This window comes from Amycolatopsis sp. NBC_01307 (assembly GCF_035975215.1).
Classification (GTDB): Bacteria; Actinomycetota; Actinomycetes; order Mycobacteriales; family Pseudonocardiaceae; genus Amycolatopsis.
The window spans coordinates 3,869,506-3,882,035 of the sequence record NZ_CP108403.1 but is presented as its reverse complement, the minus strand read 5'-3'; the positions used below and the strand labels follow the sequence as shown (position 1 = coordinate 3,882,035).

Sequence of the window (12,530 nt, the reverse complement as noted above, 5' to 3'; positions counted from 1 at the left end):
CTTCCGGTCAGGTGCGGTCGAGCCGCGGGTAGAGGACTTCCCGGACGAGGAGGAGGAGCGCCGCCGCGACCGGGATCGCGACGAGGGCGCCGACGACGCCGAGCAGCGCCCCACCGAGGATAACGGCGACGACCGTGATGAGCGCGGGCACCTTGACGGCGCCGCCGATGATCCGCGGCACCAGGACGTAGTCCTCGACGAGCCGGTAGCCGATGAAGAAGCCGATCGTGCCCAGGCAGACGGGCAGGGACACGGTGAGCGCGACCAGGCTGACGAGCACGCCGCCGACGACCGACCCGACGACCGGGATGAGGTCGAGGATCGCGACGGCGATCGCCAGCAGGGCGGCGTAGGGGACGCCGAAGATCAGCAGCCAGACCAGCGTCAGCACCCCGGCGATGACCGAGATGGCCAGGTTGCCGAGGACGTAGCCGCCGACCTTGGTGAAGATCTCGTCGCCGATGAGGATGGCCCGCGGCCGCCGGGAGTGCGGGATCAGCCGGTAGCCGCCGGCGCGGATGCGGGGGAGGTCGACGAGGAAGTAGACGGTCAGCACGACCAGCAGCAGCACGTTGGTCAGGGCGCTGAACACGGCTTGGCCGGCGCCGAGCAGCCCGCTGCCGATGCCCGGGCCGCTGACCAGGCTCTCCAGCTGCTGTTGCAGGTGGAAGCGTTCGTTGAGCTGGCCCAAGGCGGTGTTGTGGTTCTGGGCGTCGTGGAGGTAACCGGGCGCCTTCGTGACGAACTGGGTGGCCTGCTCGACCAGGACGGGGATCGCGGCGGTGAGGAACCCGCCGATGGCGAGCAGGCCGACGACGAAGACGGTGGTGACGGCGAGCCAGCGGGGGAAGCGGTGCCGGGTCAGCCAGGCGACGGCGGGTTCGAGGCCGATGGCGAGGAACAGGGCGAGCCCGATGAGGACGAGGACGTCCTGGAGCCCGGCGATGATCTGCACGAGCGCGTAGATCACGGCGACACCGGCGGCGCCGGCCATGCCGATCAGGAACGGGGAGCGCCGGTTGAGCGGTTCCCCGGTCGCTCCCAGCGGCTGAGCCGTGGTGCTGAGCTCGGCCGCGGCGGCTTCCGCGTCGGCGAAGGAACCCCCGTCGTGCGGGGCCTCGTCGGGAAGGCGGTCTTCGGGTTCGGGCATGCGTCGGACTCCCTGCGCTCACTGGAGTTCGCCTGGTTACCCACTTCGGCGGTCGTTACTCGGTCACGGCGGGACGGTTCGCCGCGGGGAACGGCGGGCCATCGGCACTCGATCACGCCAGGCCGGGTGGTTACCCCACCTGCGACGAGATAACCGCGGCACGGGGACATCGGACGGTCCCTTTTGGACTCGGCCGGCTCGGGGCGGGTCATTCGGCACTTGATCGGGTCATCGCCGGTTATCCGGCGGATTCGCGGGTACCTGATCCCTCAGCTTTCCACCACGAGGAGGACGCAAGTGGCCCGCAAGACCCCCGGCAAGCTCGTCAAGACCGCACTCGAGAAGGCGGTCGAGAAGGTCACCGAGCTGACGAACCCCCCGATCCCCGGTACACCCGGCAGCGGAACGCCGTCCCTCGAAGAACCGATCGACCCGCGTGAGCCGCTGCCGCCCAAGCCGGACCAGGACGCGCCGGAGACCGTGACCCCGACGGGCGCGCCGACCGGCGCCCCGAAAACGTCGATGGCGCAGCAGGGCGAGTACCTCACCACGACGGCCGGTGCCCGGCTGGCCGACACCGACCACTCCCTGAAGGCGGGCGAGCGCGGCCCGACGCTGCTGCAGGATCACCACCTGCGCGAGAAGGTCATGCACTTCGACCACGAGCGCATCCCGGAGCGGGTCGTGCACGCGCGTGGTTACGGCGCGCACGGGGTGTTCGTCGGCTACGGCACGGCCTCGCACGTCTGCCAGGCCGGTTTCCTGGGCGACGGTGTCGAGACGCCGGTGTTCGTGCGGTTCTCCACGGTCGTCGGCTCGCGCGGATCGGCCGACGCCGTGCGCGACACCCGCGGGTTCGCGACGAAGTTCTACACCCAGGAAGGCAACTTCGACCTGGTCGGCAACAACATCCCGGTCTTCTTCATCCAGGACGGGATCAAGTTCCCCGACATCATCCACGCGGCCAAACCGCACCCGGACCGGGAGATCCCGCAGGCGCAGAGCGCGCACGACTCGTTCTGGGACTTCGTCTCGACCCACACCGAGGCCACCCACCACGTGCTGTGGCAGATGTCCGACCGCGCGATCCCGCGGTCCTACCGGACGATGGAGGGCTTCGGGGTCCACACCTTCCGGCTCGTCAACGCCGACGGGGAGTCCGCGCTCGCGAAGTTCCACTGGAAGCCGAAGCTGGGCGTGCACTCCCTGGTCTGGGAGGAGGCGCAGCTGCTCAACGGCGTCGACCCGGACTTCCACCGCCGCGACCTCGCCGACGCCATCGAGTCCGGCGCGTACCCGCAGTGGGAGCTGGGCGTGCAGATCTTCCCGGACACCCCGAGGCAGACGTTCGAGGGCATCGATCTGCTGGACCCGACGAAGCTGGTCCCGGAGGAGCTCGCCCCGGTGCAGCCGGTGGGGATGCTGACGCTCAACCGCAACACGACGAACTACTTCGCCGAGACCGAGCAGGCCGCGTTCCACGTCGGGAACCTGGTGCCCGGCATCGACGTCACCGACGACCCGCTGCTGCACGCGCGGCTGTTCTCCTACCTGGACACCCAGCTGACCAGGCTGGCGGGGCCGAACTTCAACCAGATCCCCGTCAACCGCCCGCACGTGCCGGTCAACGACATGACACGCGACGGCTTCCACCAGCAGGCGATCCACGGCGGGGTCGCCCCGTACAAGCCGAACTCCCTCGACGGCGGTAACCCGTTCGAGGCCGGTGCCGCGGCCAAGCCGTTCATCGAGGTCGCCCAGCCGCTGCCGAAGGCGGCGAAGGTCCGGCAGTCGCCGGTGTCGTTCGCCGACCACTACACGCAGGCGAGGCTGTTCTGGCTGAGCCTCTCGCCGATCGAGAAGCAGCACGTCGTGCTGGCGTTCACCTTCGAGCTCGGCAAGTGCTACGAGCAGGCGATCAAGGAACGCGAACTGCTCGTGCTGGCCAATGTGGACCGTGAGCTGTGCCAGAAGGTGGCGCTGGGCCTCGGTCTGCCCGCCCCGACCACCGGCGGACGGCCCAAGAAGGTCACGCCGAGCCCCGCGCTGTCCCAGATCGGCGGGACCTGGCCGACCGACGGGCGCATCATCGGGATCGTGGTCGACCCCACCGACCTCGACGGGGTGCGCACGGTCCGCGAGACCATCCTCGCCGAAGGCATGGTGCCGTTGCTGATCGCGCCCACCGGCGGACCGCTCGACGCCGACAGCGGCCTGGTCGCCCAGCGCACCCTCCTCACCGCGCGTTCGGTCGAATTCGACGCCCTGCTGCTCGCGGGGAGCCCGCCGCCCGGTGCGGACGCGCTGCCCGCCGGGGACGACGCCGTCGATCCCCGCGTCGTCCTGATCGTCCAGGAGTGCTTCCGCCACGCGAAGGCGATCGGGGCCTGGGGCAGCGGCCAAGCCGCACTCGAGGCCGCCGGCTGCGCCACGGGAGCGGGGATCGTCCTGGACGACGACCCGGCGACGGTGCTGGCGAAGACGACGAAACTGCTCGGAGCCCACCGCGTGTGGGAGCGGTTCCCCGCGTCGATCTCCTGAGAAGGGCCGGTCGTGACCGAAGCACTCACCGATGAGGAACTCGACTACCTCCGCTCGCTGTTCGACCTCGCCCGCACCGGCGACACCGGACGGCTGGCGGCGGCGATCGAAGCCGGGATACCGGTGAACCTCACCAACGAGGCCGGCGACTCCCTGCTCGTGCTGGCCGCGTACCACGACCACCCGGACACGGTGCGGGCGCTGCTCGACGCGGGTGCCGACACGGCACGGGTCAACGACCGGGGCCAGACCGCGCTCGGAGCGGCGGTGTTCCGCCGCTCCGAGCGCAGCGTCACCTGCTTGCTGGCGGCGGGCGCCGATCTTGCCCTCGGCCCGCGGTCCGCGCTCGACATCGCCCGCTTCTTCGACCTGCCGGAGATGCTGGCCCTGCTCGTCCCGCACCCCGGGTAGCGGTCAGCGCTGCAGGTCGGCCGCGGGTCGGTGGATGGCCAGGAGCACGGTGTCGTCCGCGTAGATAACGACGTCGTGCATCCGGGCGACGACCTCGCGCGGCAGGACGGTCGCCGGGCGGCCGGCGTGCGTGCGGGCGATCTCCAGCAGGCGGGCTTGGCCTTCGTCGATGTCTTTGCGGGATTCGACGAGCCCGTCGGTGTAGAGCAGCAGCGTGGCCCCCGGCGCCAGGTTCAGGTCGACGAGGCGCGGGCTGCCGGGGTTGGGGAAGCCGACGCCGCGGCCGACGACCGGTGGGCGGAGGTACCGCGTGTGGCCTGCGGTGTCGAGGAGGACGGGTTCGGGGTGGCCGCCGTTGGCGAGCTGGGTGGCGCCGGTGGCGGGGTCGATCCGGGCCAGCAGCACGGTCGCCATGAGGGTGGGGGCGATCGGGGCGAGGGTGTGGGAGGCGTGGGCGATCAGGTCCCGGAAAGGGTGGCCTTCCAGGGCGAGGGTGCGGATGGCGTGGGTGACGGTGAGGGCGTCCCTGGTGGAGGTGACGCCGTGGCCGACGGCGTCGACCAGGGTCACGTGCAGGTGGCCGTCGGGGAGGACGAACCAGTCGTAGAGGTCGCCGCCGGTGGGGGAGTCCGGTTCGGTCGGGGAGTAGCAGACGCCCAGTTCCAGCCCCGGGACGGCGGGTGGTGGGGGCCGGAGGGCGTCTTCCAGTTCTTGGAAGATCCGGGCGTGGGCGTGGCGGAGCTGTTCGTCGCGTTGTTCCAGCTCGACGTACATGGCGAGCACGCCGCTGTTGGTTTCGGCCAGCTCGTGCCTGAGCGCGCGTTCTTCCCGGGCGAGCGTGTCCGCGCGGGTGGTCAGCGCGAGCATCTCCTGCCGGGTCGCCAGTTCGTCGTCGGCCGGCGCCGGGACCGGGTGATCACCGGCGATCAGGCGCCAGGTGACGCGTTCGCCGTCCGCCACGGCGGCCGGCTGGGGCAGGTCGTCGAGACGCCGCTGCGGCAGCGGCTCCGGCAGCCGGACGCCGATGGTGAGCACGCCATCGGCCACGACGGTTTCGAGGCCGACCGTTCCGCCGGTGCCGAGGACGGGTTCGGCGAGGAGGGTGACCGCCAGGACCAGCCGGGCCCGGTCTTCGACGGGGATCCCGGCTTCCGCACACGCGGCGCGGACACGATGGCGCAGTGACGCGACGAATCCAGCCTGTGCCAGGCCGGGTACGGCAGGTGTCCCGTCCGGAGCTGGTTTCGTGCGAGACACGGTCACACCCTCCACTTTGGCATCCCGCCGCCGAACCGGCAGAACGGTCCGGACCACGTTTGTGGGCCGGCTCCGCGGGTACCAGAACGCGGATGGTGGCCCGGCCGTGTTCGAGCTGAGGGCATCGTGGGCTCCCCGTCCGCTGCCGTCAGGGCCGGGCCACCATCGGCTCGCTCACACCTCCGGCGGGGGAGTGCTCGGCGGGCCGGCTTCGTGACCGGGACGGCCACGGGTGCGTCGGGCGTCCTTCATCTGCTGTTCCTGCAGGTGACGGCGTCCTCCGGTGAACTCGGCCAGCAATGAACGCTCCAGGTCGCGGCACGTCCGGTAGTAGCCGTCGTCGTAGTCCTCGACGACCTGGAACGTCCACCGATCGGGGAGCACGTTCAGCCCGATCAGCTCCTCGCGGATCCGCTCCGCCCACGCCGTGTGACCGGCCTTCTCGAGCCGCTCCACCGCGTCGCCGAAGAGGAGGTCGGCCCAGCCCGTCTGCTGGTGGAACGCGTAGAGGTGCCCCCGTGCGCGTTCGATCGTCTCGAGGGCCTCGGTCACCTTGCCCACGGCGTCGAGGGTGGCTTCATCGGGTACGGAATTGTCGGCCATCATCGGGATTTCCCCGGAAGCCGTGGCCGGAAACCAGCCGTTCGAGCACGGGGATCCGCCCGCGGTTCGGGACCGACCGCAGCGGGTGCCCCAGCAGGCCCCAGCCCCGCAGCAGGGTGTTCGCGGCGCACCAGCCGGTGGTGGCCGCCCGTTCCATGAGCGCCACGGGCAGGTCGACGCGGATCGCGTCGCCCGCGAGGACCAGGCCGGGCTCGGGTGTTCCGACGGTGGGCCGGCGCGCGAAGCCGCCGACGGGGAACAGCGGGCAGTCCTGCCGGACGAGGGTGACTTCGCCGATCAGGCCGGCGTCGGCGGTCTCGGGGTAGATCCGGTGCAGGCGTTCGTCCATCTCCCGCGTGACGCGGGCGGTGTCGGCACCGGCCGCGTAGGCGTGCAGTTCGACGACGGAACCGCGGTGGCGCCGGGCCCAGCGGCGCGCTTCGCCTTCGTACCGCTCGAGGACGCTGATGTTGTCCAGCGGCGGAAGGCCGCCCGTGCCGAGGAAAGCCGGGCGATCGGCCCGGACCGGCCGATCGAGCCAGAGCCGCCGCACGAGGAACGGTGGTGCCGTGCGCAGGTCTTCGACGGTGGCGCGCCACCCCGGTGTGCCCAGGTCCGGGGAGCCGGCGAGGACGTGCTGAAGCCCTGGCACGTCGCAGGCCAGCACCACGGCGTCGTAGGCCTCGTCGCCGACGCGGAACCCGGCGGCCTCCCGCCGGATGCCGCTCACCGCGACGCCGGTGCGGATGTCGGCGCGCAGGCCGCTGAGGTAGCCGGCCAGGGGATCCCACAGGGCCTGGGGGAACGGCTCGGCAGGGACGTCGAACAGGAGACCTTCGGCGGAGCCGAGGAAGTAGAGGTGGAACATCGTCGCGAGCTCGGCGGCCGAAAGCTCGCCGGGGTCGGCGAAGAAGCTGCGGGAGAACACTTCGAAGGCCAGGTGCCGGGCGGCGGCGGGGAAGTTGATGGCCGTGAGGAACGTCGCGGCGTCGACGTGGTCGAGCTGCTCGTAGATCCGCGGCACGCTGACGGTGGCGAGGGGGAGCGCGCGCGGTCCGTTGAGGCGCACCAGGTCTCGCGCGGTGAAGGTGGGACTGCGCAGAGCGAACGCGAGCGCGTTGAACGGCGGCGTCAGCGGCAGGCCGGCGAAGGTGTCGGTGCGGCCGTGCGGGTCGACGAGCGGGTAGTCCGGCACCTCGGTGAGCCGATCGAGGCCGGGGTCGGTGCGGGCGAGCAACGCGCGCAGGTTGTAGTACTGGCGGAAGAAGGCGTGGAACCCGCGGCTCATGGTCACCGCGGTGCCGTCCGGCAGGCGCTCGTCCCAGCCGCCGGCCCGGCCGCCGAGGTGCCGCTCGCGTTCGAACACGGTGACCTCGACGCCGCGCTCGGCGAGCCCGGTCGCCGCGGTGAGCCCGGCGATGCCACCGCCGACGACCGCGGCCCGGGGGCGCCGGCCGAGGAGGCCGGCGTCGGGGAGCCCGCCGTGGGCCGGGTACGTCTCCAGCCGGCGGTCGCGGCCCGGGATCACGCGCGGGTCCCCAGCACGGTGTGGACGATCCCGCGCTGCCAGCCCGTCATCGTGCCGGTGCGGACGTCGGTGAACCCGGCGTCGGCGAGGCGGGCGCAGAGCTCACCCACGCCGTCGAAGGCCAGCACGCTGCGGCGCAGGTGCCGGTACAGCGTGGCGTCGCCGGTCGCGAGCCGGCCCGCGGGGATCACGATCGCGCCGCACACCGCGTTCCAGACCCAGCGGGCGCGCCGGGAGTCCCGCACCGAGTACTCGTGCACCGCGATGCGGCCGCCCGGGCGCAGCAGGCCGTGCAAGGTCTTCAGCTGCGCGTCGGGATCGGCGAGGTTGCGCAGGAGGTACGCCGCGAAGACCGCGTCGAACGGGCCGTGGACCCCCGCCAGCTCCTCGACGGGGGTGTGGTGGAACTCGACCGATTCCGGCCACGTCTTCGCGCGGGCCTGGGCGAGCATCGCGGCGGACGCGTCGATGGCGGTGACGCGCGCGTGCGGCGCGGCGGCGAGCAGCGCCGCGGTCGACGCGCCGGTGCCGCAGCCCGCGTCGAGCACACGCGCCCCGGCGCCGCGGCCGGGCAGCCCGAGCCGCCGCGCGGAGATGCGCAGGTGGCGGTGGTAGCCCGGGTTGGCGCCGACGAGCCGGTCGTAGGCGGCGGCCCCGGCGTCGAACGCGGCGGGTACCTCGGCGCGGGGAAGACCGTTGCCCGGCAGCGGGTTCATGCAGTGTCCTTTCGGGACTTCCCGCGTTCCCACAGCAGCAGGACCGCGGTGACCATGGCGTAGCCGAAGAGGAAGTCTTCGACGGGGATGTCCCAGGGGAACCGCCAGCCGGTGATTTCACCGGGGGCGTACCGGACGATCGGTGCGGACAGCTTGGTGAGCCAGCCGTCGACCGGGACCTGGAAGGCGGTCACGATGGCCATCGTGACCCAGTAGGCGGGCCGCCGGAGCAGCCCGGTGCGCAGCACCAGCAGCTCCAGCACGACCACGGCGAGCACGGCGGCGACCGCGGGAACCGTGTAGCCCCACGGCATCAGCGGGACACCCGGTGCCGGTTGCGCAGGAGCCGGCCGAGCAGGCTTCCGGTCAGCTGCACCGCTTCGTAGGTCAGCAGCCCGCAGACCGGGACGACGACGAAGAACAGCACCTCTTCCAGCGGGATGCCCAGCGGGGCCCGGAGACCGGTGACGAAGGCCGGGTCGAAGTCCCACACGCCCGTGGCGATCGCGATCGCGTCCCAGACCAGGAACACCGCGGCGACCGGCAGCACCGCCCGCGCCAGCCGCCGCGGCCTGCGGTAGACCCGGGCCCCGGCCAGTTCCAGCGGCAGCGTCGCGACGACGCAGGCGCCGAGGACGAGCAGGTACTCCACCTTGCCCACCTCAGCCCACCGCCACCGGGTGCCGGTGCCGCGCCCACCGGGCTCGCACGAGAGCGTCGCAGGCGGCGAACAGGCGCTGGTGCCGCGGCACCCGGGCGCGTCCGGCGAAGACGTTGTACCCGGCGGCCTCGATGCGGTCGAGGATGCCGCCGTAGAGCGTGAACGCCGTCCACACGCAGGGCCTGGACGCCGGGTGCAGCATGCCGATGCCGGGCCGCGCATCGGCGTAGATCCGGCGGGTTCGCGCGACCTGGTCGGCGAGCGCCCGCCGGACCGGGGGATCGATCCGCCGGGTGGTGGCGCACCAGGCGAGGCGGTCGCGGTCGACGCCGGCCGCGGCGAGTTCGTCCGCCGGCAGGTACACGCGGCCCCGGTCGAGGTCCTCGGCGACGTCGCGCAGGAAGTTCGTCAGCTGGAACGCCTTGCCGAGCGCGGCGGCGTGCGGCGCCGCTTCCGCCGCGGCCACGACGGTGCCGAGGACGGGCAGCATCTGCAGGCCGATGACCTCGGCCGAACCGTGCACGTACTCGTCGAGGGCGGCCCGGGTCGGGTAGCCCGTGACGGTGAGGTCCATCCGCATGGAGGCGAAGAAGGCGCGGAAGTACGAGTCCGCGATGTCGTAGCGGGTCGCGGTGTCGATCACGGCGGTGTGCAGCGTGTCCTCGCTGCGCCCGGCGGCGAGGTCGGCGAGGAACTTCCGTTCGACGTCGTGCAGCGTGGCCGTGAGACCGTCCGGGGTGGCGCCGGGCTGCGGTTCGTCGACCAGGTCGTCGACGCGGCGGGCGAACCCGTAGAGCGCGTGGACGGCCGGTCGCTGGGCGGGGGAGAGCATGCGGGTGGCGAGGAAGTAGGTCCGGCCGTGCCGGGCGTTGATCTCGCGGCAGCGCCCGTAGGCGCGGCGGAGGTCCGGCTCGGTGATGCCGGCGGCGTCGAGTTCGCGGCGCGTCATCGGGCCGCCTCCGAGGCGAGATCGACGGTGCCGGTGGTGGCCCGCGGAGTCCCGGTGATCCGGTCGGCGGCCAGCCTGCCGGAGATCAGCACCGTGGGAACACCGACCCCCGGCACGGTCCCGCCGCCGGCGAGCACGACGTTTTCCGTTCCCGGGGGCAGGTTCCGCGGACGGAACGGTCCGGTTTGGACGAACGAGTGCGCGTAGCTGAACGGCGTGCCGGCCACCATGTCGCGACGCCGCCAGTCGGCCGGGCTCAGGGTGTACGACATCTCGGGTGTGAAACCGGGCAGCAGGCGGGCGCGGACGTGGTCGAGGATCTCCTCGGCGTACGGGCCGGCGTCGCTGTCCCAGTCCCGCGGCAGCCGCCGGAGGTTCGGTACCGGCGCCAGGATCGAGAACAGCTGCCGCCCGGCCGGGGCGAGTGCGGGGTCGGTGGCGCTCGGGCGGGTGATCAGCAGAGACGGGTCGCTCATCGTGCGCCCGTCCGTGATCAGCTCGCGGAACGTCGACGTCCAGCCCTCACCGAAGGAGATCGTGTGGTGCCCGACCGGCCAGTCGCCGGGGCCACCGGCGTGCAGCACCACGGCCGACGGCGCGGCACGCAGCGGAACCGGCCGGCGCGGCACGCGGCCGAGCAGCTCGTAGCTCCGGTGGGGTTCGGTGGTCAGGACGAGCGCGTCGCAGCCGATCCGGTCCCCGTCGGCGGTGCGGACGCCGGTGATCCGGGACCCCCGGCGCTCCAGCGACGTCACGGACACGCCGAACCGGAACTCCACCCCGGCGTCGGCGGCGGCGTTCGCCATCGCCCGGGGCACGGCGGCCATGCCGCCCTCGGGGAAGTACACGCCACCCACGGTGTCCATGTAGGAGATGACCGCGTACAGCGCGAGCGCCCGCATCGGCGACTCTCCCGCGTAGAGCGCCTGGAAGGTGAAGACCCGCTTGAGGCGTTCGTCGCGCAGGAAGGAGCCGATCCGGGAGTCCAGCCGCCGGAACCCGCCCATGGCCACCAGCCGCGCGAGGTCGGGGGAGAGCAGGCCGAGTGGCGAGTCGGTGTTGCCGGCGACGAACCGGTCGAACTCCGTGCGGTACAACCGGGTCAGCCAGCTCCGCAACCTGAGGTACCCCGCCGCCTCGGCCGGCCCGGCGAAAGCCCGGACGGCCTCGGTCATCCGGTCCGCGTCGGAGTGCACGGGTAGGACCGAACCGTCGGCGAACCGCGCGGTGTAGGCCGGGTCGAGCCGGGTCAGCCGCACGTGTGCGGTCAGGTCGGCGCCCACCGCCGCGAAGGTGTCGGCGAGGATCGACGGCATGGTCAGCACCGTCGGCCCCGTGTCGAGGTGGTAGCCGTCGCGGACCACGCGCCCGGCGCGCCCGCCCGGGCCGGGATCGCGTTCGACCACGACGACCGAGCGTCCCCGCCCGGCGAGGTGCAGGGCCGCGGACAACCCGGCCAGCCCGGCGCCGACGACCACGATCCGGTCGGTGCGGCCGGTCACCGTCCTCATCGGACCCGCTCGGTGCAGCGGACCGCCAGCGCGGTCAGCGCGGCGGCCGGCCGGTCCGGCAGGCCGGCGAGGTCGATCGCTTCGAGCGCGCGGTGGACCCGGTCGTCGATGAGCTTCTCCAGCTGGTCACGCGCGCCGGTGGCGGTGATCAGGCGCTGCCAGCGTGCGACGGCGGCCGGGTCGACGGCGTCGGCGGCGAGCAGGTCGTCCAGTTCCCGGCGCTGCCGGTCGCCGGCCAGTTCCGCGGCGAGCACGACGACGCTGGACGCCTTGCGCTCGCGCAGGTCGTCGCCCGCGGGCTTGCCGGTGACGGCCGGGTCGCCGAAGACGCCCAGCAGGTCGTCGCGGAACTGGAAGGCCTCGCCGATCAGCTCACCGTAGGTGCCGAGAACGTCGATGACGTCGGTGTCGCAGCCGGCCAGGGCGGCGCCGAACTCGAGCGGGCGGCGGACGGTGTAGTTGCCGGACTTGCGGCGGATCACGTCGAGCACGTCGGACCACGACGGCAGGGTGCGGGCGTCGTTGATCAGGTCGCCGAGCTGGCCCACGGCCAGCTCCGACCGCAGGTGGTCGTGCACCGGCCAGCCGCGGGCCAGCACGTCGGCCCCCAAGCCGCTCTCCCGCAGCATCTGTTCGGACCAGACGAGGAACAGGTCACCGGCCAGGATCGCCGCCGATTCGCCGAACCGCGCGGCGGAACCGCCGAGACCGGCGGATTCGTGCCACCGGGCGAAGGACACGTGCAGCGCGGGCCGGCCGCGCCGCCGCGCCGAGCCGTCCATGACGTCGTCTTGAGCCAACGCGAAGCAGTGCAGCAGTTCGAGGCTCGCCACGGCGCGCAGTGCGGCGTCGTTCTCGCCTTCTCCGCAGCGCCAGCCGGCGTAGGCGAACAGGGGCCGGAGGAACTTGCCGCCCGCCACGAACTCCGGCAACGCGGTGGCGGCCGGCGTCTCGGCGGCCCAGCCGGTGAAGTGTTCCCCGGCCCTTTCGGTGACGAAGCGGTGGACGTCGGCCGCGCAGCGGTGGCGCAGGGCGTCCAGCCAAACCGCGGGCGCGGTGGCGGTGTGGGGGATCACGGTCATCCGGGTTCCTTCTTCCGCCGGGCGCAGCAGCTGCGTGATCGATGTCGGCACTGCCACCGTCCACAGGGGTTCTCGCTGGCTTTACCCTGACAGGGAGCGGATAAACCCGCGACTCGTGGCG

The 12,530-nt window shown here is 72.6% G+C and carries 12 protein-coding genes; 2 read left to right on the top strand and 10 right to left on the bottom strand.

Features of this window, described 5'->3' with window-relative positions:
- Positions 1–7: 7 nt before the first annotated feature.
- The gene (locus OG439_RS16250; RefSeq protein WP_326950190.1) at positions 8–1,150 is read right to left on the bottom strand and encodes an AI-2E family transporter; all 1,143 of its coding nucleotides are present in this window, start codon (positions 1,148–1,150) and stop codon (positions 8–10) included.
- 297 nt (positions 1,151–1,447) lie between these two features.
- On the opposite strand from OG439_RS16250, the gene OG439_RS16245 reads away from it, so the two are divergent.
- Both OG439_RS16245 and OG439_RS16240 read left to right on the top strand, forming a co-directional pair.
- Positions 1,448–3,691 carry a catalase gene (locus OG439_RS16245; RefSeq protein WP_326950189.1) on the top strand — a complete coding sequence of 748 codons (2,244 nt, stop codon included), beginning with the start codon at positions 1,448–1,450 and terminating at the stop codon, positions 3,689–3,691.
- Positions 3,692–3,703: 12 nt separating this feature from the next.
- Positions 3,704–4,102 carry an ankyrin repeat domain-containing protein gene (locus OG439_RS16240; RefSeq protein WP_326950188.1) on the top strand — a complete coding sequence of 133 codons (399 nt, stop codon included), beginning with the start codon at positions 3,704–3,706 and terminating at the stop codon, positions 4,100–4,102.
- A gap of 3 nt (positions 4,103–4,105) precedes the next feature.
- On the opposite strand, the gene OG439_RS16235 is transcribed toward OG439_RS16240, so the two are convergent.
- The 9 genes from OG439_RS16235 to OG439_RS16195 all read right to left on the bottom strand — a co-directional run bounded on the left by OG439_RS16235 (position 4,106) and on the right by OG439_RS16195 (position 12,409).
- Positions 4,106–5,311, bottom strand: a complete 1,206-nt coding sequence (locus tag OG439_RS16235) for a PP2C family protein-serine/threonine phosphatase (RefSeq protein WP_442792336.1) — start codon at positions 5,309–5,311, stop codon at positions 4,106–4,108.
- Between the two features lie 222 nt (positions 5,312–5,533).
- Positions 5,534–5,965 (bottom strand): hypothetical protein, encoded by a 432-nt coding sequence (locus OG439_RS16230; RefSeq protein WP_442788203.1) that lies wholly within the window; start codon positions 5,963–5,965, stop codon positions 5,534–5,536.
- Positions 5,937–7,490 carry an FAD-dependent oxidoreductase gene (locus tag OG439_RS16225; protein WP_326950185.1) on the bottom strand — a complete coding sequence of 518 codons (1,554 nt, stop codon included), beginning with the start codon at positions 7,488–7,490 and terminating at the stop codon, positions 5,937–5,939. The genes OG439_RS16230 and OG439_RS16225 overlap by 29 nt, the downstream gene beginning before the upstream one ends.
- Positions 7,487–8,206, bottom strand: a complete 720-nt coding sequence (locus OG439_RS16220; protein WP_326950184.1) for a class I SAM-dependent methyltransferase — start codon at positions 8,204–8,206, stop codon at positions 7,487–7,489. Before OG439_RS16220 ends, OG439_RS16225 begins: the two co-directional genes overlap by 4 nt.
- The gene (locus tag OG439_RS16215) at positions 8,203–8,520 is read right to left on the bottom strand and encodes a lycopene cyclase domain-containing protein (protein WP_442792309.1); all 318 of its coding nucleotides are present in this window, start codon (positions 8,518–8,520) and stop codon (positions 8,203–8,205) included. Before OG439_RS16215 ends, OG439_RS16220 begins: the two co-directional genes overlap by 4 nt.
- Positions 8,520–8,867: a lycopene cyclase domain-containing protein gene (locus OG439_RS16210; protein ID WP_247052368.1), complete on the bottom strand. Its 348-nt coding sequence runs from the start codon at positions 8,865–8,867 to the stop codon at positions 8,520–8,522. The genes OG439_RS16215 and OG439_RS16210 overlap by 1 nt, the downstream gene beginning before the upstream one ends.
- A 1-nt stretch (position 8,868) precedes the next feature.
- On the bottom strand, positions 8,869–9,816 hold the full coding sequence (locus tag OG439_RS16205; protein WP_326950183.1) for a phytoene/squalene synthase family protein: 948 nt from the start codon (positions 9,814–9,816) through the stop codon (positions 8,869–8,871).
- Complete coding sequence (crtI, locus tag OG439_RS16200; RefSeq protein WP_326950182.1) at positions 9,813–11,327, bottom strand: phytoene desaturase family protein; 1,515 nt, start codon at positions 11,325–11,327, stop codon at positions 9,813–9,815. The genes OG439_RS16205 and crtI overlap by 4 nt, the downstream gene beginning before the upstream one ends.
- Positions 11,324–12,409, bottom strand: a complete 1,086-nt coding sequence (locus OG439_RS16195) for a polyprenyl synthetase family protein (protein ID WP_326950181.1) — start codon at positions 12,407–12,409, stop codon at positions 11,324–11,326. The genes crtI and OG439_RS16195 overlap by 4 nt, the downstream gene beginning before the upstream one ends.
- Positions 12,410–12,530: the final 121 nt, after the last annotated feature.

What these genes read in the sequence shown, in the direction of transcription:
- OG439_RS16230 (WP_442788203.1), bottom strand. Translation starts at nt 5,965, where the DNA reads ATGATGGCCGACAATTCCGTACCCGATGAAGCCACCCTCGACGCCGTG.
- OG439_RS16220 (WP_326950184.1), bottom strand. Translation starts at nt 8,206, where the DNA reads ATGAACCCGCTGCCGGGCAACGGTCTTCCCCGCGCCGAGGTACCCGCC.
- crtI (WP_326950182.1), bottom strand. Translation starts at nt 11,327, where the DNA reads ATGAGGACGGTGACCGGCCGCACCGACCGGATCGTGGTCGTCGGCGCC.
- OG439_RS16215 (WP_442792309.1), bottom strand. Translation starts at nt 8,520, where the DNA reads ATGCCGTGGGGCTACACGGTTCCCGCGGTCGCCGCCGTGCTCGCCGTG.
- OG439_RS16250 (WP_326950190.1), bottom strand. Translation starts at nt 1,150, where the DNA reads ATGCCCGAACCCGAAGACCGCCTTCCCGACGAGGCCCCGCACGACGGG.
- OG439_RS16205 (WP_326950183.1), bottom strand. Translation starts at nt 9,816, where the DNA reads ATGACGCGCCGCGAACTCGACGCCGCCGGCATCACCGAGCCGGACCTC.
- OG439_RS16195 (WP_326950181.1), bottom strand. Translation starts at nt 12,409, where the DNA reads ATGACCGTGATCCCCCACACCGCCACCGCGCCCGCGGTTTGGCTGGAC.